This is a genomic window from Planosporangium spinosum (assembly GCF_049999945.1).
GTDB lineage: Bacteria > Actinomycetota > Actinomycetes > Mycobacteriales > Micromonosporaceae > Planosporangium > Planosporangium spinosum.
In genome coordinates this window covers 1-26,791 of sequence record NZ_JBLYUB010000012.1, presented here as the reverse complement: position 1 = coordinate 26,791, position 26,791 = coordinate 1, and the positions used below count along the sequence as shown (strand labels likewise).

At 72.0% G+C, this 26,791-nt stretch carries 23 protein-coding genes; 11 read left to right on the top strand and 12 right to left on the bottom strand.

Annotated elements, in window-relative coordinates:
* Positions 1-100: 100 nt before the first annotated feature.
* On the top strand, positions 101-1,396 hold the full coding sequence (locus ACNTMW_RS17335) for a cytochrome P450 (protein WP_426634677.1): 1,296 nt from the start codon (positions 101-103) through the stop codon (positions 1,394-1,396).
* 18 nt (positions 1,397-1,414) lie between these two features.
* Here the strand turns inward: ACNTMW_RS17335 and ACNTMW_RS17330 are convergent, their stop codons facing one another.
* Positions 1,415-3,052, bottom strand: a complete 1,638-nt coding sequence (locus tag ACNTMW_RS17330; protein ID WP_426634676.1) for an ABC-F family ATP-binding cassette domain-containing protein — start codon at positions 3,050-3,052, stop codon at positions 1,415-1,417.
* A gap of 162 nt (positions 3,053-3,214) precedes the next feature.
* Complete coding sequence (locus ACNTMW_RS17325) at positions 3,215-3,739, bottom strand: helix-turn-helix domain-containing protein (protein WP_426634674.1); 525 nt, start codon at positions 3,737-3,739, stop codon at positions 3,215-3,217.
* A 55-nt stretch (positions 3,740-3,794) separates the two neighbouring features.
* Between ACNTMW_RS17325 and ACNTMW_RS17320 the strand changes: the two genes are divergently transcribed.
* The 3 genes from ACNTMW_RS17320 (at position 3,795) to ACNTMW_RS17310 (ending at position 5,485) form a co-directional block, all read left to right on the top strand.
* On the top strand, positions 3,795-4,139 hold the full coding sequence (locus tag ACNTMW_RS17320) for a hypothetical protein (RefSeq protein ID WP_426634673.1): 345 nt from the start codon (positions 3,795-3,797) through the stop codon (positions 4,137-4,139).
* An 8-nt stretch (positions 4,140-4,147) separates the two neighbouring features.
* Positions 4,148-5,176: a serine aminopeptidase domain-containing protein gene (locus tag ACNTMW_RS17315; protein WP_426634672.1), complete on the top strand. Its 1,029-nt coding sequence runs from the start codon at positions 4,148-4,150 to the stop codon at positions 5,174-5,176.
* A gap of 117 nt (positions 5,177-5,293) precedes the next feature.
* The gene (locus ACNTMW_RS17310) at positions 5,294-5,485 is read left to right on the top strand and encodes a hypothetical protein (RefSeq protein WP_426634671.1); all 192 of its coding nucleotides are present in this window, start codon (positions 5,294-5,296) and stop codon (positions 5,483-5,485) included.
* A gap of 144 nt (positions 5,486-5,629) precedes the next feature.
* Here the strand turns inward: ACNTMW_RS17310 and ACNTMW_RS17305 are convergent, their stop codons facing one another.
* On the bottom strand, positions 5,630-5,968 hold the full coding sequence (locus ACNTMW_RS17305) for a DUF952 domain-containing protein (protein WP_426634670.1): 339 nt from the start codon (positions 5,966-5,968) through the stop codon (positions 5,630-5,632).
* Positions 5,969-6,080: 112 nt separating this feature from the next.
* Here ACNTMW_RS17305 and ACNTMW_RS17300 point away from each other — a divergent pair, with 112 nt between their 5' ends.
* A complete protein-coding gene (locus tag ACNTMW_RS17300) occupies positions 6,081-6,743 on the top strand; it encodes a LysE family translocator (RefSeq protein WP_426634669.1) in 663 nt (220 codons plus the stop codon).
* 1 nt (position 6,744) lies between these two features.
* Here the strand turns inward: ACNTMW_RS17300 and malQ are convergent, their stop codons facing one another.
* Positions 6,745-8,844 (bottom strand): 4-alpha-glucanotransferase, encoded by a 2,100-nt coding sequence (malQ, locus tag ACNTMW_RS17295; RefSeq protein ID WP_426634668.1) that lies wholly within the window; start codon positions 8,842-8,844, stop codon positions 6,745-6,747.
* Positions 8,845-9,083: 239 nt separating this feature from the next.
* Here malQ and ACNTMW_RS17290 point away from each other — a divergent pair, with 239 nt between their 5' ends.
* Positions 9,084-9,560: a DUF309 domain-containing protein gene (locus tag ACNTMW_RS17290; protein ID WP_426634667.1), complete on the top strand. Its 477-nt coding sequence runs from the start codon at positions 9,084-9,086 to the stop codon at positions 9,558-9,560.
* A 4-nt stretch (positions 9,561-9,564) separates the two neighbouring features.
* On the opposite strand, the gene ACNTMW_RS17285 is transcribed toward ACNTMW_RS17290, so the two are convergent.
* The 5 genes from ACNTMW_RS17285 to ACNTMW_RS17265 form a co-directional block, all read right to left on the bottom strand.
* Positions 9,565-9,924 carry an STAS domain-containing protein gene (locus ACNTMW_RS17285; protein ID WP_426634666.1) on the bottom strand — a complete coding sequence of 120 codons (360 nt, stop codon included), beginning with the start codon at positions 9,922-9,924 and terminating at the stop codon, positions 9,565-9,567.
* 157 nt (positions 9,925-10,081) lie between these two features.
* On the bottom strand, positions 10,082-10,885 hold the full coding sequence (locus ACNTMW_RS17280) for a hypothetical protein (protein ID WP_426634665.1): 804 nt from the start codon (positions 10,883-10,885) through the stop codon (positions 10,082-10,084).
* A 236-nt stretch (positions 10,886-11,121) separates the two neighbouring features.
* On the bottom strand, positions 11,122-12,639 hold the full coding sequence (glpK, locus tag ACNTMW_RS17275) for a glycerol kinase GlpK (RefSeq protein ID WP_426634664.1): 1,518 nt from the start codon (positions 12,637-12,639) through the stop codon (positions 11,122-11,124).
* 147 nt (positions 12,640-12,786) lie between these two features.
* On the bottom strand, positions 12,787-13,620 hold the full coding sequence (locus ACNTMW_RS17270) for an MIP/aquaporin family protein (RefSeq protein ID WP_426634663.1): 834 nt from the start codon (positions 13,618-13,620) through the stop codon (positions 12,787-12,789).
* Between the two features lie 336 nt (positions 13,621-13,956).
* Positions 13,957-15,141 (bottom strand): zinc-dependent alcohol dehydrogenase, encoded by a 1,185-nt coding sequence (locus tag ACNTMW_RS17265; protein ID WP_426634662.1) that lies wholly within the window; start codon positions 15,139-15,141, stop codon positions 13,957-13,959.
* Between the two features lie 293 nt (positions 15,142-15,434).
* Between ACNTMW_RS17265 and ACNTMW_RS17260 the strand changes: the two genes are divergently transcribed.
* The 3 genes from ACNTMW_RS17260 to ACNTMW_RS17250 all read left to right on the top strand — a co-directional run bounded on the left by ACNTMW_RS17260 (position 15,435) and on the right by ACNTMW_RS17250 (position 19,093).
* Positions 15,435-16,658 carry an MFS transporter gene (locus ACNTMW_RS17260; protein ID WP_426634661.1) on the top strand — a complete coding sequence of 408 codons (1,224 nt, stop codon included), beginning with the start codon at positions 15,435-15,437 and terminating at the stop codon, positions 16,656-16,658.
* Between the two features lie 89 nt (positions 16,659-16,747).
* Positions 16,748-17,461, top strand: coding sequence for a FadR/GntR family transcriptional regulator (locus tag ACNTMW_RS17255; RefSeq protein ID WP_426634660.1), 714 nt, complete (start codon positions 16,748-16,750; stop codon positions 17,459-17,461).
* 135 nt (positions 17,462-17,596) lie between these two features.
* Positions 17,597-19,093: a long-chain-fatty-acid--CoA ligase gene (locus tag ACNTMW_RS17250; protein ID WP_426634659.1), complete on the top strand. Its 1,497-nt coding sequence runs from the start codon at positions 17,597-17,599 to the stop codon at positions 19,091-19,093.
* Positions 19,094-19,212: 119 nt separating this feature from the next.
* Here ACNTMW_RS17250 and ACNTMW_RS17245 read toward each other — a convergent pair whose 3' ends face one another.
* From ACNTMW_RS17245 to ACNTMW_RS17235, 3 genes are all read right to left on the bottom strand, one after another.
* A complete protein-coding gene (locus ACNTMW_RS17245; RefSeq protein ID WP_426634829.1) occupies positions 19,213-19,707 on the bottom strand; it encodes a flavin reductase family protein in 495 nt (164 codons plus the stop codon).
* A gap of 119 nt (positions 19,708-19,826) precedes the next feature.
* Positions 19,827-23,369 carry a DNA polymerase III subunit alpha gene (gene dnaE, locus ACNTMW_RS17240; protein WP_426634658.1) on the bottom strand — a complete coding sequence of 1,181 codons (3,543 nt, stop codon included), beginning with the start codon at positions 23,367-23,369 and terminating at the stop codon, positions 19,827-19,829.
* Positions 23,370-23,468: 99 nt separating this feature from the next.
* Positions 23,469-24,074, bottom strand: coding sequence for a DUF2269 family protein (locus tag ACNTMW_RS17235; RefSeq protein ID WP_426634657.1), 606 nt, complete (start codon positions 24,072-24,074; stop codon positions 23,469-23,471).
* A 137-nt stretch (positions 24,075-24,211) separates the two neighbouring features.
* Here ACNTMW_RS17235 and ACNTMW_RS17230 point away from each other — a divergent pair, with 137 nt between their 5' ends.
* Both ACNTMW_RS17230 and ACNTMW_RS17225 read left to right on the top strand, forming a co-directional pair.
* Entirely contained in the window at positions 24,212-25,450 is a 1,239-nt protein-coding gene (locus ACNTMW_RS17230; RefSeq protein ID WP_426634656.1) for a sensor histidine kinase, read from the top strand.
* The gene (locus tag ACNTMW_RS17225; protein WP_426634655.1) at positions 25,432-26,094 is read left to right on the top strand and encodes a response regulator; all 663 of its coding nucleotides are present in this window, start codon (positions 25,432-25,434) and stop codon (positions 26,092-26,094) included. The genes ACNTMW_RS17230 and ACNTMW_RS17225 overlap by 19 nt, the downstream gene beginning before the upstream one ends.
* Positions 26,095-26,791: the final 697 nt, after the last annotated feature.

Sequence of the window (26,791 nt, the reverse complement as noted above, 5' to 3'; positions counted from 1 at the left end):
CCGGGCACCCAGGTGATTTCGTGACGCTCCGCGCTGTCGCCCATCGTTGTCGTACCGACCTCCGCGCCGGTGGCGGGGCTCTTCGAGCGGGAGGATCGCCATGACAAGCTCCGGGACCACCCAGCAGACCGCGACCCAGGCCGGGCAGACCCAGGCTTCGGATGGGTCGGACCAGTCCGGGAGGGCCCAGATCCCGGCTCAGCAGCCCCATCTCCGGTACACCCTGCCGGAGTTCCTGGCCTGGCTCGAGCGCCTCCGCGAGCGCGGTCCGGTGCACTACGACGAGCGGCAACAGTGCTGGCAGGTGCTCGGCCATCCGGAGGCCGGCGCCGTACTCGCCGATCCGGCCACGTTCTCCTCCGATCTCACCGACCTGTTTCCGCCACAGGAGGACATGGACCTGTTCCAGCGGGGCAACTTCGTGCGGATGGATCCGCCCCGGCACCGCATGCTGCGCGGCCTGGTCAGCCAGGCGTTCACGCCGAAGATGGTGGCGGGGATCGAGCCGCGCATCGCTGAGGTGACCACCGAGCTGCTCGACGCGGCCGGCGGCGACCGGCTGGAGTTGATCGAGGATCTGGCGTACCCCCTGCCGGTTGTCGTGATCGCCGAGCTGCTCGGGATCCCGACGTCCGACCGGCCGGTGTTCCGGCGCTGGGCGGACGCCCTGTTCGAGCGGAACAACGTCGACCCGGACGAGTCGCTGACCCGGATGAGCGAGGAGGCGGTGAAGACCGTCGCGCCGACGATGCGGGAGATGAACGCGTACCTGCTCGACCACATCCGCGCCCGCCGCGCCGCTCCCGGCGACGACCTGACCAGCAAGCTGCTGCGGGCGGAGGTCGACGGCCAGCGGCTGGACGACGAGGAGATCGTCGGCTTCGTGGGGCTGCTGCTGCTCGCCGGGCACATCACCACCACGGCGACGCTCGGCAACACGGTCCTCGGCTTCGACGAGCACCCCGACGCGGCGGCCGAGGTGCGTGCCGACCCGGCCCTGCTGCCCGCCGCGATCGAGGAGGTGCTGCGCTTCCGCACCCCCTTCCCGCGCCTGGCGCGGCGGACGACCGTCGACGCCACGGTCGGTGACACCGTCATCCCGGCCGGCTCGGTGGTGATCGTCTGGCTGGCGGCGGCCAACCGGGACGAGCGGGTGTTCGCCCGCCCCGACCGGTTCGACATCCACCGCGCGCCCAACCCGCATCTCACCTTCGGGCACGGCATCCACTTCTGTCTCGGCGCGCCGCTGGCACGGCTGGAGGCGCGGATCGCGCTGCGGATCCTGCTGGAGCGCTACCGCGACATCCGGGTGGCCGACGACGCGCCGGTCGAGCTCCGCAACCCGTGGGTGATGGTCGCCGTCAAAACGTTGCCGCTGGAGGTCAGCAGGGCGTGAGCAGCGGGCCGGGCCGGGTCACCGATCGGTGACCCGGCCGGCGTCGACCTCGATGTGCCGGGTGGTGTGCACCGCGGCGAGCATCCGGCGGTCGTGGGTGACCAGCAGCAGGGTGCCCGGGTACGACCCGAGAGCCGACTCGAGCTGCTCGATGGCGGGCAGGTCCAGGTGGTTGGTGGGCTCGTCGAGGACCAGCAGGTTCACTCCGCGCGCCTGAAGCACCGCGAGCGCCGCCCGGGTGCGCTCGCCGGGGGAGAGGGTCGCCGCGGGGCGCAGGACGTGCGCGGCCCGCAGCCCGAACTTGGCCAGCAGGGTACGCGCGTCGGCCGGGGTCAGGTCGGGTACGGCAGCGCGGAAGGCGTCGAGCAGCACCTCGTCGCCGGTGAACAGTCCGCGCGCCTGGTCGACCTCGCCGACCACCACGCCCGGGCCGAGCCCACCGGTCCCGGCGTCCAGCGGTAGCCGGCCGAGCAGCGCGGCGAGCAGCGTCGATTTGCCCGAGCCGTTGGCGCCGGTGATGGCGACCCGGTCGGCCCAGTCGATCTGCAGGTCCACCGGGCCGAGCGTGAACCGGTCACGGTGGACCACCGCGCCGCGCAGCGACGCGACGACCGCGCCGGCGCGGGGCGCGGCAGCGATCTCCATCCGCAGCTCCCACTCCTTGCGCGGCTCCTCGACGACCTCCAGCCGCTCGATCATCCGTTCGGTCTGGCGGGCCTTGGCGGCCTGCTTCTCGCTCGTCTCGCCCCGGAAGTGGCGGATGGACTTGTCGTTGTCGGGCGCCTTGCGGCGGGCGTTGCGGACGCCCTTCTCCATCCAGGCCCGCTGCATGCGGGCCCGCGCCTCGAGAGCCGCCCGGGTCTCGGCGTACTCCTCGTAGCCGGCCCGGGCGTGCCGGCGCGCCACCTCGCGCTCCTCCAGGTACGAGTCGTACCCGCCGCCGTAGTGGCGGACCTGCTGCTGGGCGAGGTCGAGTTCGAGGACGCGGGTGACGGTGCGGCTCAGGAACTCCCGGTCGTGGCTGACCAGCACCGTTCCGGCGCGCAGGCCGGTGACGAACTCCTCCAGCCGGCGCAGGCCGTCGAGGTCGAGGTCGTTGGTCGGCTCGTCGAGCAGGAAGACGTCGTACCGGCTCAGCAGCAGCGACGCGAGGCCTGCCCGGGCGGCCTGCCCGCCCGACAGGCCGGTCATCTGCTGGTCCAGGCCGACGGTGAGCCCGAGGTCCGCGGCCACCTCCTCGGCGCGCTCGGCCAGGTCCGCGCCGCCCAGGTCGAGCCAGCGCTCCAGCGCCGTCGCGTACGTGTCGTCGGCACCCGGCTCCCCGGCGGCCAGGGCCTCGGTGCTGGCGTCGAGGTCGCGCTGCGCGGCCGCGACACCGGTACGCCGGGCCAGGAACGCCCGGACCGTCTCACCCGGACGGCGCTCCGGCTCCTGGGGCAGGTGCCCGACGGTCGCCGTCGGCGGGTTGAGCTGCACGGTGCCCGCTTCCAGGGGTACCAGCCCGGCGAGGCTACGCAGCAGGGTCGACTTGCCGGCGCCGTTCGCGCCGACGAGGCCGACGACGTCACCCGGGGCGACGACGAGGTCGAGGTCGGAGAAGAGGGCCCGGTCCCCGTAGCCGGCGGCCAGGCCCTTGGCGATCAGTGTTGCGCTCATGAGACCGCCGATCGTAGCCGGCCGGGCCGGACGGGGCAGGGACATTCCGGCGGCTGCGCCCTCGCCACCCTCACCGTGCCACCCTTGCCGTCCCGGTCTCACCGTCGCCGGTCTCACCGGACCGGCCTCCTCCGCCGCCCGAACCGTGCCGACCGCGACGGATCACCCCGCGGGCATCACGATGCGGGACAGCAGACGGCGCACCCTGCCGGGGCCCGCGGGCAGCGCCGCGTACCGCTCGAGGAGCTCCCGCAGTTCGGCGCCGAGCGCGGTGAACTCGGCGTCGCTGAGGTTGAGCACCAGTTGGCGGTACCCCACGCCGTCACGGACCAGGTCGATGTCGTCGCGCGCCAGGTAGCGGTCGAAGTCGGCGAGCAGCGAGGCGACGAAGGTCAGGAAGGCGCGCCGGTGGGCTTCGGCGTCCATGCTGGCCGCGTCCTCGCCGGTGACGCTGACGTTGGCGAGGTTGAGCCGGTACGTCCGCTCGAACGTGCCCCGAACCTTCCGTTCGGTCACCACCGTCAGGGCCTCGCCGTCGACCAGGGTGGACACGTGGCGGTAGAGGCTGGCGGTCGGCACCTCCGGCAGTTGCTCGCCGAGTTGGCCGATGGTCAGCTCGCGATCGGGCAGGAAGGCCTGCACGATCCGCAGCCGGATCGGGTGAAGCAACAGATCGGCGCTGGACACGGCTCACATGTTCTCACATTTGACATTGTTCTCAAAGTCAATAATCATGGAGCGCATGACAGACATCGTCCTCACCGAGGACTCGCTGCTCGTCCGCCTGACTACCGCCGAGAAGGTCGCCTCCGTCCACGGCGACGTCAGTGTGCCCCTCAGCGCCGTCCGGGGAGTCGAGATCGTCGACGACGCGTTGGGCGCGGCGCACGGCCTGCGGGTCGGCCTCGGCCTGCCGGGGGTCCGCAAGCTCGGCACCTGGCTCAGCCGCTCCGGCAAGGAGTTCGTCGACGTGCGCAAGGACCAGCCGGCGGTACGCGTCCTGCTGACCGGCGAGAAGCTGGACTCCCTGCTGCTGGGCACCGACGACCCGCAGTCGCTCGCCACCGCGCTCGCGCCGAAGGCCTGAGGCCCGGCATGCCCGAGACCGACCTGCGGTTCGCCAGCGGCGCGCAGACCCTGGCCGGCAGCCTGCTCACCCCGGCCGGCCCCGGGCCGTTCCCGGCGGTGCTGCTCATCTCCGGATCCGGGCCGCTGGACCGCAACTCCGACCACCGCCGCGCGCCCCTCGGTGTGTCGCGTTACCTCGCCGAGGCGCTCGCCGCCCGGGGCATCGCGTCGCTGCGCTACGACAAGCGTGGCGCCGGGGCGAGTACCGGTACCTTCCTGACCGCCGGCCTGGAAGACAACATCGCCGACGCACAGGCCGCCCTCGCCGCGCTGGCCGCCCGGCCGGAGGTCACCGCCGACCGGCTCTTCGTGGCCGGTCACAGCGAGGGAGCGGTCATCGCCACCGCAGTCGCGGCGCGTGACGGCGCCGCGCCCACCGCAGGCGACGGTGCGGTGTCGGGCGACGGTGCGGCGTCAGGTGACGGTGCGGCGTCCGGGGCGGCGCGCGCGGGGGACGCGCTCGCGGGCGTGGTGCTGCTGGCGGGCCCCGCCCGCCCGGGTTCGGAGGTCCTGCTCTGGCAGGCGGCGCAGATCGCACCGACCCTGCCCGCCCCGGTGCGCCTGCTGCTGCGCCTGCTGCGGGTGGACCTCGTCACCAAGGTGGCGCGCAACCACGAGCGGCTGCGGCGTAGCACCACCGACGTGATCCGGATGGGTGGCGCGCGGATCAACGCCAAGTGGAGCCGGGAGTACCTCGACCACGACCCGGCCGCCGACCTGGCCCGGCTGCGTGTGCCGGTGTGTGCGCTGACCGGTGACAAGGACCTCCAGGTCGACGTCGATGACCTGGACCGCATCGCTCACCTGGTCACCGCCCCGGTCGAGGTGCACCGACTGCGGGACGTCACGCACCTGCTGCGCCGCGAGGACGGACCGGCGTCGCTGCGGACGTACAAGAAGCAGGCCCGCCGCCCCGTCGACCCGGAAGTCCTCGAGATCGTGACCGGATGGGTGGCCGCCCGGGCCGCCGACGTCGCGGGCCGGGCCCACGCCTGACCGGCGGCCCGGCTACCCGCCGGGGGTGGCGCGCCGCCCGCCCGCGTCGAGGGCGTCCGGCGCGTCGGGATTACGGCCGTACCGGCTGGGTAACTGCGTGTCGAGGGGGTGGTCGCGATGCCGCGACCGGGAAGCCACAAGTACGACATCAAGCGCACCCGACTGCGTAACGAGCTCGACGACGCCGGTTTTCCGGACAAGCGGGCCGACGAGCTGGCCAACGAGATCCTGCGGAATCCGCGCGGAGTGCGGGCCCGGCTGACACACGTCGCGCGCCGCTTCATCCCTCGGCCGGGCGGACGGACCTGACCTCGTTTCCGCGGGCCGGCGGCAGACGGGTCGGGTACCCGCGAGCGGCCGGCCGGTCAGCCCCGCGCGAAGCCGGTCGCTACCGTCAGTCCCGCGCGAAGCCGGTCGCTTCCGTCAGCCCCGCGCGAAGCGGGTGGCGCGGTGTCAGGCGAGCAGCGCCGCCACGGCTTCCGCGGCGGGCCGGTCGTCGGGTAGCGCGTGCACGGCCACCACCGCGTGCGCCGGCAGTGGCCCGTACAGGTGGGGGAAGAGAGCGCCGCCGCGGGACGGCTCCCATCGCAGCGCGTCGCCGAGGCGGCGCGGGTCGACGGCGAGCAGGGTGAGTCCGGTCTGCCCGGCGAAGTGCCGGGCGGCCGTCTCGACCACCTGGTCACGGCCGGAGAAGTGGATGAAGCCGTCCCGCCGGTCGACCGCCGAGCCGTCGTAGTGGCCGCGCTCCTCGGCCGCCGCCCACTCGGGAGCCGGTAGCAACTTGTAGATCACCCGATGCACCCTACGGTCCGGACGCGTCTCGGTCGGTCCGGCACCGGAGCTTGACGTCAGTAAAGTTAACGCCGTACGTTTCATTGTGTACGTCGTTAGGAAGGTGCACGGCATGGTGAGTTCGATCCTGTCCTTCACGGTGGTCGCGGCCCTGCTGACGATCACGCCGGGAGTGGACACCATGCTGGTGCTCTCCCAGGGGCTGCGGTCCGGACGACGGGCCGCCGTAGCCTGCGGCCTGGGTGTCAACACCGGCCTCGTCGGCTGGGCGGCCGCCTCGGTTCTGGGCCTGTCCGCGCTGCTCACCGCCTCGCACACGGCGTACGAGACGGTGCGGCTGCTCGGCGCCGGATACCTGGTGTACCTCGGCGTGCGCGGCCTGATGGCGAGCCGGCACCGCCCCCGGGGGGCCGGGCGTGCCGACTCCGTCCAGGCTGCCGGCGCCCCGGTTGCCGCCGACGTCCCCGGCGCCGGGCGTGGCGCGCTGGCGGCCTACTGGCGGGGCGTCACCACCAACCTCCTCAACCCGAAGGTCGGCGTCTTCTACCTCTCCCTGCTGCCGCAGTTCGCGCCCGCCGGGCACCGCGGCGCCGCGGTCATGATGGTGCTGGGGAGCATCCACCTCGTGCTGTCCCTGGTGTGGCTCACCGGTGTGGCGTGGCTCGCCTCGCGGGCGCGGCGGGCCCTGACGCCCACGCTGACGAACCGGCTCGAGCGGGTCGGCGCCGCCGTCATGATCGCTCTGGGGCTTCGGATCGCGACCCAGACCGGCTGAGTCACACCAGCGGGTCGGACCACCCTGGCGCGCCCGGCTGCGCCTGCGATGTCGCCGGCGATTCCGGCGATGCCGCGGGCCGGGGGCGGGCGCTGCCGAGGATCGTCGCCACCCGGTGCAGGCGCGGATCGTCACGTATCGCCTCCAGCGTGACCGGTAGTGGAATCCGCCAGTTCGGGTACTGGTCGACGGTGCCGGGCAGGTTCGGTTGCCGCACCTCGCCGAGCACGTCGTACGGCGAGGCGAGCAGGAACCGGCACGGCGAGGCGGCCAGCAGCCGGTGCATACCGGTCACCAGTTCCTCATCGGTCGCGCCGTCGGCGACCAGCCCCTCCCTGAGCAGCAGCGCGACCAGTTCCCGCCGGTCGGCGGTGGCCCGTACGGCGTCCGCGTCCGCGTCGGTGAGCAGGCCCAGTCCGGCGCGGACCCGTACGTGCTCACCGGTGAGCATCCCGGCCGCGGTCGGCAGGTCGTGGGTGGAGATGCTGGCCATCGTGCCGGCCGGCCAGCCGGCCGGCGGCCGGAACGGCGGGACGTCAGCCCGGCCGGCGTCGTCGGCGGTGGCCCGGCCGGCGTCCGGCTCGTCGGTACGGGCGAACCACAGCACCGTCGAGCCGAGCATGTGCGCGTCGCGCAGCGCCCGCGTCACCCGGGGCTCGACCGTGCCGAGGTCCTCGGCGACCACCACGGCGCCAGCCCGGTGTGCCTCCAGCGCGAGGATGCCGAGCATCGCCTCGTCGTCGTAGCTCACGTAGGTACCTCGGTCGGGCGACTCGCCCGGCGGTACCCACCACAGTCGCCACAGCCCCATGACGTGGTCGACCCGGACACCGCCGGCGTGCGCCAGTACCGACCGCACCATGTCCCGGTAGGCGGTGTAGCCGGTCGCGGCCAGCCGGTCGGGCCGCCAGGCGGCCAGGCCCCAGTCCTGCCCCTGTTGGTTGAACCCGTCCGGCGGAGCGCCGGCGGTGACCCCGCGGGCGAGCACGTCCTGCAACAGCCAACCGTCGGCGCCACCGGGGTCCACCCCGACCGCGAGGTCATGGACCAGCCCGACGGGCATCCCGGCGCGCCGTGCGGTGTCCTGGGCGCGCCCGAGCTGCCGGTCGCTCTCGCGCTGCAACCAGGCGTGGAAGGCCACCCGGTCGCCCAGCTCCGCCCGGGCGGCGGCGACGGCGGGGGAGTCCGGGCGGCGCAGTTCGGCCGGCCACGACCGCCAGTCGGGGCCGTGTACCTCGGCGAGGGCACAGTACGTGGCGAAGTCGCGCAGCGCGGGGCCGGCGTCGTACGGTGCGCGACCCGGCCCGGCCGCCGCATCGGCATACGGCAGCAGCAGTGCGAACGCTTCCCGCTTGGCGTGCCAGACCCGGTCGTAGTCGATCCGTTCGCCGCCCGCCCGCGGTCGCAGCGCGTCCACGCGTGCCCGTACCTCCGGTGCCGCCCGCCGGTAGGCGTCGGTGTCCTCGACGGCGAGGTAGAGCGCGTTGGTGAAGCGGCGGCTGGTCGGTGAGTACGGCGAGGCCTGGACGCTCGGTACCGTGCCGACGGCGTGCACCGGGTTGAGCAGGATGAGCCCGGCGTCACCGGTACCGGCCGCCCATTCGGTGAACGCCCGCAGGTCCGCGAGGTCGCCCATGCCCCACGACCGGGCCGAGTGCAGCGCGTACAACTGGAGCATCCAGCCCCAGGCCGGGGGAGAGGTGGGCAGCCGCCGCGGCGCGACCACCAGGGTCGCCTCGGAGTCGCCCGCGCTCAGCCGGTACCAGCCCAGCGGCAGGTCGACCGGACCGCCGTCGCGAACCTTGTACGTGGGGCCGTCCTCGGCGGTGGCGATCCCGTCGCCGGCCGGCAGCGACCAGGTCCGCCCCGGGCGTACCACCACGGTGGGCGGCAGGGTGTCGGCCCGGTCGCGGGCCCGGACCCGGTCCAGCTCCCGGCGTACCGCGGCCGGAGTGTCGGCCTCCACGTCGAGCAGTCCGAGGACCGTGCGGACCACGTCCGGGTCGACGTCGACCCGGCGGTGCCGCCAGTCCTCGTACGAGGTGGCGACGCCGTGGGCCGCCGCCAGCTCCGCCAGGTCCCGATCGTGTCGCCCCGCCACCGCACGCCGCCTTCCGTTGCCGCCCTCGAACGGTTTCCGCCGTCGGGCGTTGCCGCTGTCGCGCCGGTGGTACCCGGCGGCCGCGCCGACTATGTGGCTTTGTCCGTGTGGCCTTCCTGTCATCGGATCCACCGGTAGCCACGTCGGTACCTGTCCGGCGCCGGCCGGGGCCGCCGCGCCCGGGTGCCAGAGCGCCGGCCGGGGCCGCCGCTCCCGGGTGCCGCTGCCAGGATGGCCTCATGACGAGTGGTGGACGGGACAGGGATGCGGTCGGCCGGCCCCGGCAGGCCCGACCGCGCGACGCGACCGGGCGGCCGTTGCCGTACGGCGATCCGGGCGGCGTCGAGCCGGTACCGGAGGAGCCGTTGCCACCGGCGGAGGCGCTCGGCCTGGCGCAGTGGCTGCTGGATGCCGGCCGGGCGTTCGCCGCGCATGAGGTGCTCGAAGCCGCGTGGAAGGCCGCACCGGCGGCCGAGCGCGACCTCTGGCAGGGACTGGCGCAGGTCTGCGTGGGCATCACCCACGCGCAGCGCGGCAATGTGACGGGCGCGGTGCGGCTGACCGGCCGGGGAACCGATCGCCTGCGGCCCTACGCGGCGGCCCCGCCGCACGGCATCGACGTGGCCGGCATCCTGGACTGGCACGCCCGGAACGCCCACGATCCCGGCGCGGGCCGGCCGCCCCGGCTGACGGCGGTGCCGCCACGTCCGGCGTGAGTGGTCAGCACAACCGCTCGTCGGTCGCCGACAGGATCTCGTGGACACCGAGGATCGTCAGCACGCGCAGTACCTTGCCGTGTGCGTTGACCACCCGGAACACGGTGCCGCGGCGGTCGGCGTCCTGCCGGGCCCGCATGAGGACCTGCACCCCGGACGAGTCGATGAACTCCAGTTGTCCGAAGTCCACCACCAGCGCGACGGTCTGCGGTTGCGCCAGGATGGCGGTGAACGCATCCCGCAGCCGGTCGAGATTGCTGATGTCGAGCTCGCCGGTGACGGCCAGGCAGACTCTGCCGGGGCCGTCACTGGACCGGCCGAGCTCCAGCGGAGCCGGCCCTATCTCGTGACCGGCGGTCTCCATCTGCCCCGCTTTCCCGATCTGCGACAGTGCCGTACGGTGCCCGGTTCCCCTGGATCTTATCGCTGTGGTGATGGCTTCCGGCTTGATCGGAACACCTCGAGTCGAGTCCGGTCCGCCGGATCTGCGGACCGGGCCATCCCACCGGCGTGCCGGTGCGCTACGCGAGGGCGTCGACGATCTGCTGTGCCCGCGCCTGGTGCTGGCGGTACGCGTCCGGGAACGCCGACCGTTGCACCGCCTGGGCGGCGTCCCCGGCGTTCATCTGCTCCCAGCCGGGGACGGTGACCAGCCGGGAGTAGAACGCGCGGGCGGACGCCGCCGGGTCCATCAGGTCGTGCACGCTGCCCCAACCCTGGCTCGGACGTTGCTGGAACAGGCCGACGGAGTCGTAGTCGTGCCCGGTGCCCTCGTTGGGCAGGCTCAGCGACTCCGGTACCCGCGGGTTGGCCAGGTTGCGCAGCCGGCTCTCCTGGAGCGTGGTGACGATCGCGACCAGGTACGCCCGCTTCGGCAGGTTCATCCGACGCCCGGCCTCGACCACCGCGGCGGCGTTGTCCATCGCGGCCTGGTCGAGCCCGGCAACCGGTGCGGGTCTGGTCGGTGACGGCGCGGCCGGCGGCTCGGGCGGGGGCACGACCGCCGTGGGTGTGGCGGGGGCGGGTGGCAGTGAGGAGGTGGCCGCGGTGGTCGGCCGGCTGAGGTTCCGGGACGCCCGGGTGTCGGCGGCGCGCTCCGCGCCACCGGAGGGCGCCGGATCGGCGGCCGCGGCGGTACCGAACGTCGTCGTCGGGGCGGCGATGGCGGCCGAGGCGAGGCCGGCGGTCGCGAGCACGATGCCCGCCACCATGCCGGCCGGACGAGGCCCGATCGTCGGTTTGCCGGTGTGACGGCCGCGGCGGGGTCGCCGCCGTCGGCCGCGCCCGGTGCCGTGGCGCTGGTCGTCGTGGGAGTCGCAGGGCATTGACCGAGCGTAGGTACGTACCGGGGTCGATCCGCCACTGAAGTGCGCCAACCCACATCACGATCGGGTGAGGCGGCGGTCACCGGCGCCGCGCGACCGTCACTTCACGATGAATGCCGGTCACGACTCGAGGTTGAACCGCCGCAGGTACCGCGCGGGGGTGTCGAGGTCCTCTTCGGACGGTACCTACCGACGCGCGCGGGTGGGCCGGCACCGGCCCACCCGCGTGGCGGTGGTCAGCCGACGTCGACCCAGTCCAGCGTGCGCTGCACCGCCCTCTTCCACCTGGCGTACCCGTCCTCGCGCCGCTCCGGCGACCAGGTCGGCTCCCAGCGTTCGTGCTCGTTCCAGTTGTCCCGCAGCTCGTCGGTGGACTTCCAGAACCCGACCGCGAGGCCGGCCGCGTACGCCGCGCCGAGCGCGGTGGTCTCGGCGACCACCGGCCGGCTCACCGGTACCCCGAGAATGTCGGCCTGCAACTGCATGCACAGCCGGTTGGCGGTGACCCCGCCGTCGACCTTGAGCACGTCCAGGGCGACGCCGGAGTCGGCGGCCATCGCCTCGGCGACATCGCGGGTCTGGTAGCAGATCGACTCCAGGGTCGCCCGGGCCAGGTGCGCGTTGGTGTTGTACCGGGACAGGCCGACGATCGCGCCTCGCGCGTCGGAGCGCCAGTACGGCGCGAACAGGCCGGAGAACGCCGGGACGAAGTACACGCCGCCGTTGTCCTCGACCTGGCGCGCCAGTGCCTCGCTCTGCGCGGCGCCGCTGATGATGCCCAACTGGTCGCGCAGCCACTGCACGGCCGACCCGGTCACGGCGATGGAACCTTCGAGCGCGTACACCGCGGCCTCGCCGCCGAACTTGTAGCCGACCGTGGTGAGCAGGCCGTGCCGCGACCGTACGATGTCGGTCCCGGTGTTGAGCAGCATGAAGTTGCCCGTACCGTAGGTGTTCTTGGCTTCGCCGGGCGCGAAGCAGACCTGGCCGACCGTGGCGGCCTGCTGGTCGCCGAGGTCGGCGGTGAGCGCCACCTCGCCGCCGAGGGGGCCGTTCGCGAGGGTGGTGCCGTACCGGTCGGGGTCCGACGACGGCCGGATCTCCGGCAGCATGGCGCGCGGGATGCCGAAGAACGACAGCAGTTCGTCGTCCCAGTCGAGGGTCTCCAGGTCCATCAGCATGGTCCGGCTGGCGTTGGTGACGTCGGTGACGTGTACGCCGCCCCGGGTGCCGCCGGTCAGGTTCCACAGCAGCCAGGTGTCGGTGTTGCCGAAGATCGCGTCGCCGCGCTCGGCGGCCTCGCGGACCCCGTCGACGTTCTCCAGGATCCACTGGAGCTTCCCGCCGGAGAAGTACGTCGCCGGCGGCAGGCCGGCCCGGCGCCGGATGACCTCGCCGCGGCCGTCCCGGTCGAGGGCGGACGCGATGTGGTCGGTGCGGGTGTCCTGCCAGACGATCGCGTTGTAGTACGGCCGGCCGGTGCGCCGGTCCCAGACCACCGTGGTCTCGCGCTGGTTGGTCACGCCCAGCGCGGCCAGGTCGCTCGCGTCGAGCTTGAGGGTGTTCATCGCGGTGCGGATGACCGCGGTCGTCCGCTCCCAGATCTCGACCGGGTTGTGCTCGACCCAGCCGGCCTGGGGCAGGATCTGCTGGTGTTCGAGCTGGTGGCGGCCGACCTCGTTGCCGCTGTGGTCGAACACCATGAACCGGGTGCTGGTCGTGCCCTGGTCTACCGCGCCAACGAAGTCGGCCATGCGGATCGTCCCTTCTCGACGGTGTGGTCGCGAGATGTCTCTCGGCGGCGGTGTCTGCTCGGCTGTCCGGCGTGCCGGCCAGTGTCCGGTCGGACGCTTGCGTGTCGGTCGGGCGCTTGCGTGTCGGTCGGGCGCTCGCCTGTCCGGTCAGGCGCTCGCCGTCGCCGGCTCGGCGGAGTCGGCCTGGCCCGGTACGACGACCGTGTCCTCGCGGGGCAGGAACCGGCCGATGAGCAGTTCGTAGAGGGCGACCCCGATGACCCCGCCGAGCAGGGGGCCGACGATGGGGACCCAGAAGTACACGTCTCCGTGCTGGTCGGTGAAGGCAGTGGCGTAACCGGTGAGGAACGAGGCGAGCCGGGGGCCGAAGTCGCGGGCCGGGTTGATGGCGTAACCGGCGTCGGTACCCCACGCCATGCCGATCGCCACCACGATCAGCCCGACCACGACCGGGGCGAGGTTCGCCGCCGGGGTGGTGTTACGTAGGTCGGTCACGGCGACGACGAGGAAGAGCAGGATCGCGGTACCGATGATCTGGTCGCGTAGGGCGCCCCACTGGCCGACCGGCAGCGTTCCGTTCCCGGGCAGGGTGGAGAACACCCCCTGCGTCTTGATCGTGTGGCCGGGGTCCGCCGAGGCCAGGACTTCGCTGTAGTTCCACCGTACGAGCAGCGCGGCGACGAAGGCGCCGGCGGTCTGGGCGAGCGAGTACGGCAGGACCTTGCGCCAGGGGACCCGGCCGAACACCGCGAGCGCGACGGTGACGGCCGGGTTGAGGTGCGCGCCGGTGGCCCGCGCGGCGACGTAGATGCCGAGCGTCACGCCCAGGCCCCAGGCCCACGCGATGCTGTCGTGGTTACCGATGCCGCCGGCGACCACCTGTGCCACGACACCCACTCCGAAGAGGATGAGGGTCGCCGTGCCGGCGAACTCCGCGGCCATCTCGCCGACGATTCCGGGAGTCTTTCGTGCATACGCCATGTCTCCTCCTGTTGCCCGGTGGGGCGTGGGGGTACGGACGTCGCATCCGTGACTGTTGGTCACTGATCGGTGTACGGTAGGCAACTGATCTAGGGCAGTCAATGAGTGGCGGGTGGTGCCGGAGACGGCCGCCCGAGATCGTTGCCGGCGTGGCCAATCCACTACCGGCCGGGCCGATCCGGCGGCCGCGCGTGGCGGCGCGGTGGACCCGTCGGGCGGGTGTGGTGGCCGGGACGGCGACGCGCGGACCCCACGACGCCTGAACGCGGAGATCACGGCCCGGATGTGAGCGTGCCCCGTACCGGTCGGTACGGGGCACGATCAGGTCGCGGTAGGTTACGGCTGGATCAGGACCTTCACCGTGCCGTCCTTCTTCTCCTGGAAGTTCTGGTACGCCCGGGGCGCCTCGTCGATCGGTACCCGGTGCGTCGCGAAGGTCTCCACGCCGAGCGGGTCGGTGTCGTCGGTCAGCAGCGGCATGATGTCGTCGACCCACCGGCGCACGTTCGCCTGGCCCATCCGCAACTGGATCTGCTTGTCGAACAGCACCATCATCGGCAGCGGGTCGGCGGTTCCCCCGTACACGCCGGACAGCGAGACCGTGCCGCCGCGCCGGACGGCGTCGATGGCCAGGTGCAGGGCGGAGAGCCGGTCCACGCCGGCCTTGTCGATCAGCTTCTCGGCGGCGGCGTCGGGCAGCAGGCCCGCCATGGTCTGGGCGAGCTTGCCGACCGGTGAGCCGTGCGCCTCCATGCCGACGGCGTCGATGACCGAGTCGGCGCCGCGCCCGCCGGTCAGGTCGCGGATCGTCTCGGCCACGTCGTCGTGCTGGGTCAGGTCGATCGTCTCGACCCCGTTGCGGCGGGCCCGTTCCAGCCGCTCGGGTACCAGGTCGACGCCGATCACCCGGCCGGCGCCGCGGTGCAGGGCGACCCGGGTGGCCATGTCGCCGATCGGGCCGAGGCCGAGGACCACCAGCGAGCCGCCCGGCGGGACGGCGGCGTACTCGACGGCCTGCCAGGCGGTCGGCAGCACGTCGGACAGGTAGACGAAGCGGTCGTCGGGCGGCCCGTCGGGTACTGTGATCGGGCCGAACTGCGCCTGCGGCACCCGCAGGTACTCGGCCTGGCCGCCGGGCACCTGCCCGTACAGCTTGGTGTACCCGAACAGCGCGGCGCCCTTGCCCTGCTCGCGTACCTGGGTGGTCTCGCACTGGGTCATCAGGCCCTGGTCGCACATCCAGCAGTGACCGCAGGCGATGGTGAACGGGACCACGACCCGGTCGCCGACGCGGAGGTTGGTGATCGCCGGTCCGACCTCCTCGACGATGCCCATCGGCTCGTGTCCGAGGATGTCGCCTTCGGACATGAACGGGCCGAGGACCTCGTACAGGTGCAGGTCCGAGCCGCAGATGCCGCTCGACGTCACGCGGATGACGACGTCGTTGGGTTCCTGGATGGTCGGGTCCGGGACCGTGTCGACCCGGACGTCCCGCTTTCCATGCCAGACCACTGCTTTCACGGGGTACTTCCTTTCGCGTCGTGGTCGTCGTGCCGGTGCCGTCGCTGTCGCCGGCGCGCTCGTTCTCGTGGCGCACCCGGTCTCGCGGCGAGATGGCTGTCGAGGTATTTGCCTCTCGCGGCCGATTACCCGTGGTCGATGGGGTGAAACGCGGCGCCCGGTGGCCCCCGCCGAGCCCGGTGGTACGTGCCGGTGTGAGGCGAGTTACTGCGGGATCAAGCGGCAAACTAGTTAGTATTGCTAAGTTACTTCGGTGCCCGCCGAATCCGCATGCTCGACAGGGAAGGAAGCACATGGCTTCGCACGACCACCACCCCGGCCTGATGGCGGCGGTGCAGGGCCAGCCGAGACAGGTCTGGATCACTGCCTTCGCGGCGGTCATCGCGTTCATGGGGATCGGACTGGTCGACCCGATTCTGCTGTCGATCGCCGAAGGGCTCTCGGCGAGCCCGTCGCAGGTGACCCTGCTGTTCGCCTCGTACCTGGGCGTCCAGGTGGTCGCCATGCTGCTGACCGGGGCGTGCAGCGCCCGGTTCGGCGCCAAGCGGACCGTGCTCACCGGGCTGGTGCTGATCGTCATCGCCACCGCGGCATGCGCGACGGCGAACTCGATCGGCCTGCTGATCGGGCTGCGCGGGCTGTGGGGCCTGGGCAACGCGTTCTTCATCGCGACCGCGCTGTCGGTGATCGTCGGCGCGGCGACCGGCGGCCAGCAGGGCGCGATCCTGCTCTACGAGGCGGCGCTCGGGCTCGGGCTGTCGGTCGGCCCGCTGCTTGGCGCCCTGCTCGGGGCCGTCTCCTGGCGGGCGCCGTTCGTCGGTACCGCCGTGCTGATGGCCGTCGCACTGGTCCTGTGCGCGGCCTTCCTGGCCCCCGACACCCCGGCCGGCCGACCGCGGGTCGGGCTGCTCGACCCGCTGCGCGCGCTGCGCCACGGCGGCCTGCTCCGTACCGCGATCGGATCGGCGCTCTACACCGCGGCGTTCTTCACCGTGCTCGCGTGGACGCCGTTCGTCCTCCAGTTCAGTGCCGTGCAGGTCGGGCTGGTCTTCTTCGGCTGGGGGCTGTGCGTGGCCGTGGCCGGCGTGGCGCTCGCCCCGCGGCTGGCCGCGTGGGTCGGCGAGGTGTCCGCGACGGTGCTCGCGGTGACCGGGTACGCGGTGCTGATGCTGCTGCTCGCGGTGGGGAGCAAGCCGGTCGTGGTGGTCGTCGTGGTGCTCAGTGGCCTGGTCTCCGGACTGCTCAACACCCTGTTCACCGGTACCGCGATGAGCGTCAGCCCGGTTCCGCGGCCGGTCGCGAGCGCCGGCTACAACTTCTGCCGCTGGCTGGGCGGTGCCGTGGCCGCCACGCTGGTCGGGCACGTCGCCGGCTGGTTCGGCTCCGCGCACGCGCCGTTCGTCGTGGCCGCGGTCTGCTGCGTGGTCGCCGCTGTGCTGCTGGTCGCGCGGCGGGCCGGCCAACCGGACCCGCACACGGTGCCGGCGGAGGCGGTGCTGGTCGGCGAGGAGTTCTGACCGCGTTCCGCCCGACTCATCGCACTGCGCGAATTTTCGTCGCCGCAACAGCATTGATATTAATCTATGCATAGCCCCACCGTGGAGCGGTGGATCCGCCACCCACCCGGACTCCGATCGCCCGGCAGGGCGTGGTCGACGCCCTCGTCGCGCGGCTGCGCGCCGACGTGCTGGCCGAGCGCTACCCGCCCGGCTCGTACCTACCGCCCGAACGTGACCTGGCGGCCGGGTACGGCGTCACCCGTACCTCGCTGAAGCACGCGCTGGTCCGGCTCGTCGAGGCCGGGCTGCTGGAGACACGGCACGGCATCGGTACCCGGGTCCGTGACTTCCGGCGGGACGGGGGAGCGGGCCTGCTGCCGTACCTGGTCGCGGCGGGCCTGCGCCACCGGGGCGACGCGGGTTGGCTAGCCGAGGTGCTCCAGGCCCGCCGGGAGATCGGCGCCCTGGTCGCCGCGCGCGCGGCCCGGCACGCCACCGGCGAGCAGCGGGCGCGGCTGCGTGCCCTGGTCGCCGAGGTGCGGGCCGCCGGCTCGGCGGAGGCCGCCCGGCGCGCCGAGTGGGCGGCGCACCGCATTCTCGCCGCGGCGTGCGCGAACCGGGTGTACGCCCTGCTGGTGAACTCGTTGCTGCGGGCCTACGAGGAGGTGCCGCACCTGTTCGCGGCGCCGTTCGCCGACCCGGTCGCGGTCGCCGACCGGCTGGCCCGGTTGGTCGAGGCGGTCTGTGCCGGGGACGGGGTGGCCGCGTCACGCGCGGCCGAGACGTACTACGCCGAGACCGAGCGGTTGATGCCGGCATGAGGGGCGGGGAGACCGACCTGTCCGGAAAATGATTTGTTTGACAACCGAACAGCCGCTCACCTAACGTTCGGCCACGCGGTGTGACTGAACGATCGATTGGGTGGGTGGGCGCCCGCCAGCCGGCGAGGAGGAACCATGGCCAACCTGGCTGAGAACCTGGTGCGGACCGCTGAGCGGTTCCCGGACCGGCCCGCCCTGCGGCTCGGCGACCGCGTCATGACGTACGCCGACCTCGACGACGCCTCCGCCCGGCTCGCGACCTACCTGCGTACCCGCGGGGTGGAGCCGGGTGACCGGGTCGGCCTGATGCTGCCGAACGTCTGCGAGTTCGCGGTCATCTACTACGGCATCCTGCGCGCCGGTGCGGTGGTCGTACCGATGAATCCGCTGCTGAAGGGGCGTGAGGTCGACTACTACCTGGACGACTCGGAAGCCGCCGGGCTGCTGGCGTGGCACGCCGGGGCCGATCCGGAGGCGGCGGCGCGCCCGGCCGACCGGGTCAGCGTGCTGGTCGAGCCGGCGGGCTTCGCCGAGCTGCTGGCCGCCCACGAGCCGACGCCCGGCGTCGTCGACCGGTCCGGTGACGACACCGCCGTCGTGCTGTACACCTCGGGCACCACCGGGCAGCCCAAGGGCGCCGAGCTGACCCACGACAACCTGCGACTCAACGCCGAGGTCAGCGGCGCGACGCTGCTGCGCCTGACCGAGAACGACGTCCTGTTCGGCGCGCTGCCACTGTTCCACTCGTTCGGCCAGACCGTCGCGCTCAACTGCGCCGTCCGGGTCGGCGCGTGCCTGACCCTGCTGCCGCGCTTCGACCCCGTACAGGCGCTCGACATCTTCGTCAACCACAAGGTGACGGCCTTCGCCGGCGTACCCACCATGTACGGCGCGCTGCTGGGCGCCGCCGGCGCCGCCGACCACGACCTGTCCGCCCTGCGGATCTGCGTCTCCGGCGGCGCGGCACTGCCGGTCGAACTGCTGCACCGGTTCGAGCGGCGGTTCGGCACGCCGATCCTGGAGGGGTACGGGCTGTCGGAGACCTCCCCGGTGGCCTGCTTCAACCACCCCGACCGGCCGCGCAAGCCCGGCTCGATCGGCACCCCGATCCAGGGGGTGGAGATGCGGGTCGTCGGCGCCGACGGCACCGACGCGCCCGACGGCGAGGTCGGCGAGATCCTCATCCGCGGGCACAACGTCATGAAGGGGTACTGGCGCCGCCCCGACGCCACCGCCGAGACCATCGTGGACGGTTGGTTGCGCACCGGCGACCTGGGCCGCCGGGACGCCGACGGTTACTACACCATCGTCGACCGCACCAAGGACATGGTGATCCGCGGTGGGTACAACGTGTACCCGCGCGAGGTCGAGGAGGTCCTGTACGAGCACCCGGCCGTGGCCGAGGCGGCCGTGCTGGGCATGCCGCACCGCACCCTGGGCGAGGAGGTGGTCGCCGTGGTGTCACTGCGACCGGGCGCCACGGCCACGCCGGAGGAGCTGCGCGACCACGTCAAGAACCAGATCGCGGCCTACAAGTACCCGCGCCAGGTCTGGATCGTCGACGCCCTGCCGAAGGGCGCCACCGGCAAGATCCTGAAGCGCTCGATCACCGTACCGCCGCACTCACGCTGACCCCGCCCCGCCGGCGCCGCCGCTGCACCGCGTACATCGCCTCGCCGGCCCGGCGGATGAAGCCCGTCGGGGTCGGTGTGGCCGCCGGAGGCGACCGCGGTACCGAACGGTCCGGCGTGTCAGGCGGGGTGACCGGCCTGCAGGTCGTGGACGTCCGAGAACATCAGCGGCCGGCCGTCGGCGCCGCCCGCGGGACCGTCGGGCCGTAGCAGGAAACCGGTGTGGTTGCCCAGCGGGACCCGGTCCAGGACGGTACCGATGAACCGGCGCGGACAGTCGTCCAGCAGCGGTACCCCGGACGGGCCGGGCCGCCAGTCGCAGCGGGCGAACTTGTCCACCTCGTCGCCCGTCTCGGTGCCGAACAGCACCGCCAGGTCCCGCCGGCCCGCGTCCGGACTGTGCACGGCCAGGACGTCGGCGTGCAGCGCCACCCGGTAGGTGAAGTTGTTCTGTGACAGGCACACCAGGTACCGGTCCGGGCCGAGGCCGCACTGGGTGGTGAAGCCGACCAGGCAGCCGGCGCGCGTGCCGGTGTCGCGGTGCACCGCGGTCACGATGACCATCGGGTAGTCCAGCGCCGCCACGAACGGGTCGAGATCCCCGTCCACCCCCATCGTCAACCGCCTTTCCGCCTGCCGCGCAGCCTACCCGGGGCCGGGAACGGCGACACCGGTGGTCGGTCGTACCGGCGTCGATCCGGTGTGGACGGCGACGTGGGCCAGCAGCGCCGGGCTCACTCGATACCGCCGGCGCCGAGGAGCATCTTGACCTCGGAGCGGAACGCGATGTCGTTGTTGACCTTGAAGTCCGGGCCCAGGGCCAGCAGCAGCGTGCCGCCGTCGCGCCGGCGCAGCCGCAGCTGTACCGGTACCTCACCGGGGTGCGCGGTCAGCATCTGCCGCAGCTCGCTGGCCAGCTCCGGCGTGACCTTCTCCAGCGCCGTGACCAGCGTGATCGGCGGTTCCTGGCCGGCGACCGTGTTGGGCACGTCGAGCAGCGCCATGTCCTGCCCGAAGACGCTGGTCGCGCCGTCGCGCTTGCTGACGTGCCCGGACACCTTCACCACCGTGTCCTCGATCAGGTGATCGCGCAGCAGCTCGTAGGACTTCGGGAAGAACAGCACCTCGACGCTGCCGCTCAGGTCCTCGAGGTTCACGATGGCCCAGGTCGCGCCCTGCTTGGTGATCTTGCGAGTGATGCCCGAGATCATGCCCGCGAGCACGACCGGCTTGCGGTCGGGCGTCTCCTCGGCGAGCACCTCGCTGATGAGCTGCTCGGAGTTGGCCTTGAGGATGCGCTCGGTGCCGGCGAGCGGGTGGTCGGACACGTACAGGCCGAGCATGTCCCGCTCGAACGCGAGCTTCTCCTTCTTGGGCCACTCCTGGCCACTGAAGGCGAAGTCGAGGCCGACCGGGGTCGACGGCGTGTCGTCGTCGGCCATGAGGTCGCCGAACAGGTCGAACTGGCCGGCCGCCTCCTGCCGCTTCACGCTCACGATCGCGTCGATGCCGGCTTCGTGGTGGGCGAGCAGGTCCCGGCGGGTGTGCCCGACGCCGTCGAACGCACCGGCCTTGATCAGCGACTCGACCGTACGCTTGTTGCACACCACCAGTTCCGATTTCGACAGGAAGTCCGCGAACGAGGTGTAGTTTCCCTTCTTCTTGCGGGTCTCGACGATCGACGCGACGACGTTGGCGCCGACGTTGCGGACCGCGCCGAGCCCGAAGCGGATGGTGTCGCCGACCGGGGTGAACGGCCCGGCCGACTCGTTCACACACGGCGGCAGCACCTTGATGCCCATGGTGCGGCACTCGGAGAGGTACAGCGCCATGGTGTCCTTCTTGTCGCCGACGCTGGTCAGCAGGGCAGCCATGTACTCGGCCGGGTAGTTGGCCTTCAGGTACGCCGTCCAGTACGAGATCATCCCGTAGCAGGCGGTGTGCGCCTTGTTGAAGGCGTAGTCGGCGAACGGGACCAGGATGTCCCACAGCTTCTGGATCGCCTCGTCGGAGTACCCGTTGTCGCGCATGCCCTGGCGGAAGGGCACGAACTCCTTCTCCAGGACCTCCTTCTTCTTCTTGCCCATCGCACGGCGCAGGTTGTCGGCCTTGCCGAGGCTGTAGCCGGCGAGCTTCTGCGCGGCGCGCTGCACCTGCTCCTGGTAGATGATCAGGCCGTAGGTGATGTCGAGGATGTCGGCCAGGGGCTCTTCGAGCTCCGGGTGAATCGGAGTGACTTCCTGCTGGCCGTTCTTGCGCAGCGCGTAGTTGGTGTGGGAGTTCGCCCCCATCGGGCCCGGCCGGTACAGCGCCAGGGCCGCGGAGATGTCTTCGAAGTTGTCCGGCTTCATCAGCCGCAGCAGCTGGCGCATGCCGCCACCGTCGAGCTGGAACACGCCCAGCGTGTCGCCGCGGCCGAGCAGTTCGTACGTGGGCTTGTCGTCCAGCGGTAGCTTCAGCAGGTCGATCTTCTGGCCGGTGGTCGCCTCGATGTTCTTGACCGCATCATCGATGATCGTCAGGTTCCGCAGGCCGAGGAAGTCCATCTTCAGCAGGCCGAGCGACTCGCAGGTCGGGTAGTCGAACTGCGTGATGATCGAGCCGTCCGCGTCGCGCTGCACCAGCGGCACGTGGTCGATGAGCGGCTCGGCGGACATGATGACGCCGGCGGCGTGCACGCCGAGCTGGCGGACCAGGCCCTCCAGACCCCGGGCCACCTCCATCACCCGGGCGACGTCTGGCTCGTTCTCGGTCAGCTGCCGGACCTCGGTGGCCTCCCCGTACCGCGGATGGTTCTTGTCGAAGATGCCCGACAGCGGGATGTCCTTGCCCATCACCGCGGGCGGCATGGCCTTGGTGATCTTGTCGCCGAGCGCGTACGGATAACCCAGGACCCGGCACGCGTCCTTGATGGCGGCCTTGGCCTTGATTGTGCCGAACGTGGCGATCTGCGCGACCCGGTCCGAGCCCCACCTCTCCGTGACGTACTTGATGACCTCGCCGCGCCGACGTTCGTCGAAGTCGATGTCGACGTCGGGCATCGACACCCGTTCGGGGTTGAGGAACCGCTCGAAGATCAGGCCGTGCGCGAGCGGGTCCAGGTCGGTGATGCCCAGCGCGTACGCCGCGATGCTGCCGGCGGCCGAACCACGCCCCGGGCCGACCGGGATCCCGTTGTTCTTGGCCCACATGATGAAGTCCGACACCACCAGGAAGTAGGCCGGGAAGCCCATCTGGCAGATGATGTCGAGCTCATACTCGGCCTGCTTGCGGTGCTCCTCGTCGTACCCCTCCGGCCACCGGCGCTCCATGCCGCGCCAGACCTCTTTACGGAACCACGACTCCTCGGTCTCGCCCTCCGGGACCGGGAACTTGGGCATGAGGTTGTAGAACTCGAACATGCCCGTGGTATCCACCCGCTCGGCGATCAGCAGGGTGTTGCGGCACCCCTCCTGCCACACGTCCGAGGAGTTCAAGGCGTACATCTCTTCGGCGGACTTGATGTAGTAGCCGCCGCCGTCGAGTCGGAACCGGTTGGGGTCGGACAGGTTGGCTCCGGTCTGCACGGCCAGCAGCGCGTCGTGCGCCTCCGCCTGTGAAGCGACGGTGTAGTGCGAGTCGTTGGTGACCACCGGCGGGATGCCGAGCTTGCGCCCGATCTCCAGCAGGCCGTCACGGACCCGCCGTTCGATCTCCAGGTCGTGCTCCATCAGCTCCAGGAAGTAGTTCTCCTTGCCGAGGATGTCCTGGTACTTGGCGGCGGCGGCGACAGCCGCATCGAACTGGCCGAGCCGCAGCCGGGTCTGCACCTCGCCCGACGGGCAGCCCGTCGTGCCCATGATGCCCGCGGAGTGCTCGGCGATCAGATCGGCGTCCATCCGGCCCTTGACGTAGTGGCCCTCGATCGACGCCCGGGAGTTCAGCCGGAACAGGTTGTGCAGGCCCTCGGCGTTCCGCGCCCACAGTGTCATGTGGGTGAACGCGCCGTTACCCGACACGTCGTCGCGCTTCTGCTCCGGGGTGCCCCAGAAGATCCGCTTCTTGTCGAACCGGGTGGCCGGCGCGACGTACGCCTCGACGCCGATCACCGGGGTGACACCGGCCGCCACGGCCCGCTTGTAGAAGTCGTTCGCCCCGTGCATGTTCCCGTGATCGGTGATCGCCACGGCTGGCATCCCCAGCCGCTCGACCTCCCCGAACATCTCCTTGAGCCGGGCGGCCCCGTCCAGCATCGAGTACTCGGAGTGCACGTGCAGATGGACGAACTGGTCTGTCAAAGCGATCCCCCCGGGTGCCACCGTACCGGTGCCGCGCGGCGCCGAACCCCATGACCGTAGTCGCCCGCGGGCCGTCGGTCGGCGTGTCGCGGGGGCGTGTCACCGGGGTTGTGTCGATGGCGACAGGGGGCGGTCATCCGAAGGGCCGAGGGGACGGGCTGACCCTGCGTTCCGTGGCCACTTCATGCCGGTCCGTGACGCGCGGATCGGGCCCGGGCGCGGCGTGCGGCCCCAGGGCTTGACGACCGAGACGATCACGATCAACACCAGGGTGGTCAGGACGCCGACCGAACCGGCGAGCAGTTCGGCCCGTACCGCCGGATAGTCCGCGCCCGGGTCGGCCGGCGCGGTCGCGGTGATCGCCTCGTTCACCCTGTCGCCCAGCCAGACCGGAAGGGCGACGATCAGCGCCACCGTCAGTACCAGCTTGACCACGATCCACCAGTACCGCAGCAGGCCCCAGCGGGAGCGCCAGGACAGCAGGACGCCGGTCACCGCCGCCCCGACCGCCAGCGGCGGGAACACCCACCGGTCGAGCACGTGCGCGATCTCGTGGACGTGGTGGCGCAGCAACGGCTCGCCGGTCGTGAGGGCCATCAGGTTCAGGGTCAACTGGCAGATCCCGACCCCGAGCCAGCCCACCGACGTCACATAGTGCAGCACCAGCAGCAGGTACCTGCTGCGGCGGCTCCATCGGGTGCTCATGCCGATCACGGTGCCGGTGGCGACGCCCCGTCCGGAACCCGGTCGTCTCCACACCGGTGGTGGAGAAAACTCCACCGGGTCGACCGGTGGAGTTTTCTCCACTGGGTCGACACCGGACCAGCCGCTACGGTGACCGCATGACCGCCCCGACACCCTGGGCGGCGGTACGCGATGCGCCGCTGCGGCTGGCGGGCTCCGCCGTGCCGTGGCGGGCCCTGGCCTACCTCGCGACCGGCGTGCCGGTCGGTGTCGCGGCGCTGGTCGCCCTTCCGCTGCTGCTGCCCACCGCGGTCGGACCGGCGGCGGTCGGGATCGTGGTCGCGGCGATCGAACGGCGCCGGCTACGCCTGGTCGATCCCCGTACCGCCCCGAGCCCCCACGGGCGCCTACGGCGGCCCGGCCCGGTCGGTTGGCTGGCCGCCCGGCTCCGCGAGCCCGCCACCTGGCAGGAGGTCGCCTTCACCGTGCTGGTCGCGGTCGCGCTGTGGGTGGTCGACCTGGCCACGGTCGTCGCCGCGGGCTGCCTCACGCTGCTGCCGCTGTCCGCCCCGCTGCTGGTGGCGGCACTGCCGGCAGCGTCGGTTCCCCACGCGGTACGGCTGCGGGACGCGGGGGTCATCTGGCTCCTGCCGCTGGCCGGCGTGGTGACCGCGGTAGCCATGGCGTACCTGGTCACCGCCGTTGCCGCGATGCGTGCCGCGGTGACCAGGGCACTGGTGGTCGCCCCGGACGGATCGCGCCTGGTCGAGCTGGCCAGTTCCCGGGCCCGCATCGTCCAGGGGTTCGACAGCGAACGGCGACGCATCGAACGCGACCTGCACGACGGCCTGCAACAGCGGCTGCTCGCGCTCAGCGTGAACCTGGGGCTGGCCCGGCTGGCGTTCCGGTCGGGCGAGGGGGCGGACCTCGACCGGCTGCTCGCCGTGGCCCACCAGGAGTCGAAGGTCGCTCTCGACGAGCTCCGCGACGTCGTGCGCGGCATCCACCCCTGGCTGCTCACCGACCGGGGACTCCCGGCGGCCGTCGCCGACCTCGCCGCGCGGTCGGCTGTCGCGGTCTCCACCGACATCAGGCTCGACGGGCGGTTGCCGCAGTCCGTCGAGACGACCGCGTACTACGTGGTCGCCGAGGCGCTCACCAACATCGACAAGCACAGCGGCGCCCGGCAGGCGACCGTCGCGGTCCGGTCCGGCCGGCGCGGTGTCACGGTCGAGATCCGCGACGACGGTCATGGCGGTGCCGACCCGGCCAGGGGTACCGGGCTGCAGGGGCTCGCCGACCGGGCCGACGCCGTAGGCGCACGCCTACTGGTCTCCAGCCCGCCCGGCGGCCCCACCGTGTTGCGCCTGGAGGTACCGTGCCCACCACGCGGGTGATCGTGGCAGAGGACTTCGTCCTGCTCCGCGAAGGGTTGGCCCACATCCTCCAGCGGTCCGGGTACGAGGTCGTCGTCCAGGTCGGCGACGCGCCGGGACTCCTGGCGGCTGCGGGTGCGGAGCGCCCCGACCTGATCATCGCCGACGTACGGATGCCGCCGGACAACACCGACGACGGACTGCGGGCGGTGCTGCGGCTGCGCCGCGACCGCCCGGGCCTGCCGGTCGTGGTGCTCAGCCAGTACGTCGAGCAGACCTACGCCGCCGAACTGCTCGGCTCCGACCCGACCGGGGTCGGCTACCTGCTCAAGGACCGCGTGTCCGACGTGGTGGACTTCGTCGCGGCGGTACGGGACGTAGCGGCCGGCGGTACCGTCATCGATCCGACCGTCATCGGCCGGTTGCTGTCCCGGCATCGGCAGCGCCCACCGGTCACCGCTCTCACCGGTCGGGAGCGGCAGGTGCTCGCCCTGATGGCGGAGGGCCGGACCAACGCGGCCATCGCCCGGGAGCTGTACCTCAGTGAGCAGTCGGTGACCAAGCACATCGCCGCGATCTTCGGCAAGCTCGGGCTCGCACAGACCCCGGACGACAACCGTCGGGTACTCGCGGTCCTCGCCTTCCTCCGCGACGGCGCACCGTGACCCGGCCGGTGGTGGCGCCGGACGGGAATCCGGGTGGTACCGGCCGGGCGTGCCGGTCGCGGTCGCCCGGCCGGTACCGACGTCGTCGGTGCGGGGTCGGTCGCCGATCGGAGATGAACGTTTGCCGGTGGGTGTTGTACGAAGGATGCGCCCACCGAGCGTCGACCGCGCAGCGCCCGTCGAGTGGTTCAACGGCCACTACCGCGGCGGTGTGGCGGGCGACACGGCGCCCGGATTTGAGAATTCGGCCCGGCTGGGCGTAGTTTTCTCTCTGCCCGCGGGGCCGCTGGAGATCATCTCTGGTGGTGATGCGGGTCCGGGCGGGTGGCGCGGTGCGCCGGCCTCGACCGGTTGCCCGATGGCGGCGGCGGTTTCACCGAATCGATGGACTCGGTTTGGCGCGGGCGCCGGTGTCGGGTAAAGTGAACGGCCGGCAGGGAACCGGACGAGGTGCGGGGCCGAAGGGCTTCGCTGCGGACGGCCTGTCGTATTCTCCCTCCGTGACGCGGGGCCGATGAAGGTCGGTCCGGTTGTTGCGCGGTCTGGGGGTGGCGTCAATCCCGACAAACGGGTTGTTGACGGCACGAACCGGGCCGGGTAGAGTGGAGGAGTTGCCCCGGATGCGGGTCGCCGATGGCGGTGCGGGTCTGGTGTGTGGTTGTTCTTTGAGAACTCAACAGGGTGCTTGTAAAGCCAG

Bases quoted from the DNA above. Each gene is read 5' to 3' on its own strand.
- ACNTMW_RS17335 (WP_426634677.1), top strand. From the start codon at position 101: ATGACAAGCTCCGGGACCACCCAGCAGACCGCGACCCAGGCCGGGCAG.
- ACNTMW_RS17330 (WP_426634676.1), bottom strand. From the start codon at position 3,052: ATGAGCGCAACACTGATCGCCAAGGGCCTGGCCGCCGGCTACGGGGAC.
- ACNTMW_RS17320 (WP_426634673.1), top strand. From the start codon at position 3,795: ATGACAGACATCGTCCTCACCGAGGACTCGCTGCTCGTCCGCCTGACT.
- ACNTMW_RS17315 (WP_426634672.1), top strand. From the start codon at position 4,148: ATGCCCGAGACCGACCTGCGGTTCGCCAGCGGCGCGCAGACCCTGGCC.
- ACNTMW_RS17310 (WP_426634671.1), top strand. From the start codon at position 5,294: ATGCCGCGACCGGGAAGCCACAAGTACGACATCAAGCGCACCCGACTG.
- ACNTMW_RS17300 (WP_426634669.1), top strand. From the start codon at position 6,081: ATGGTGAGTTCGATCCTGTCCTTCACGGTGGTCGCGGCCCTGCTGACG.
- ACNTMW_RS17290 (WP_426634667.1), top strand. From the start codon at position 9,084: ATGACGAGTGGTGGACGGGACAGGGATGCGGTCGGCCGGCCCCGGCAG.
- ACNTMW_RS17285 (WP_426634666.1), bottom strand. From the start codon at position 9,924: ATGGAGACCGCCGGTCACGAGATAGGGCCGGCTCCGCTGGAGCTCGGC.
- ACNTMW_RS17280 (WP_426634665.1), bottom strand. From the start codon at position 10,885: ATGCCCTGCGACTCCCACGACGACCAGCGCCACGGCACCGGGCGCGGC.
- glpK (WP_426634664.1), bottom strand. From the start codon at position 12,639: ATGGCCGACTTCGTTGGCGCGGTAGACCAGGGCACGACCAGCACCCGG.
- ACNTMW_RS17270 (WP_426634663.1), bottom strand. From the start codon at position 13,620: ATGGCGTATGCACGAAAGACTCCCGGAATCGTCGGCGAGATGGCCGCG.
- ACNTMW_RS17260 (WP_426634661.1), top strand. From the start codon at position 15,435: ATGGCTTCGCACGACCACCACCCCGGCCTGATGGCGGCGGTGCAGGGC.
- ACNTMW_RS17250 (WP_426634659.1), top strand. From the start codon at position 17,597: ATGGCCAACCTGGCTGAGAACCTGGTGCGGACCGCTGAGCGGTTCCCG.
- ACNTMW_RS17245 (WP_426634829.1), bottom strand. From the start codon at position 19,707: ATGGGGGTGGACGGGGATCTCGACCCGTTCGTGGCGGCGCTGGACTAC.
- ACNTMW_RS17235 (WP_426634657.1), bottom strand. From the start codon at position 24,074: ATGAGCACCCGATGGAGCCGCCGCAGCAGGTACCTGCTGCTGGTGCTG.
- ACNTMW_RS17230 (WP_426634656.1), top strand. From the start codon at position 24,212: ATGACCGCCCCGACACCCTGGGCGGCGGTACGCGATGCGCCGCTGCGG.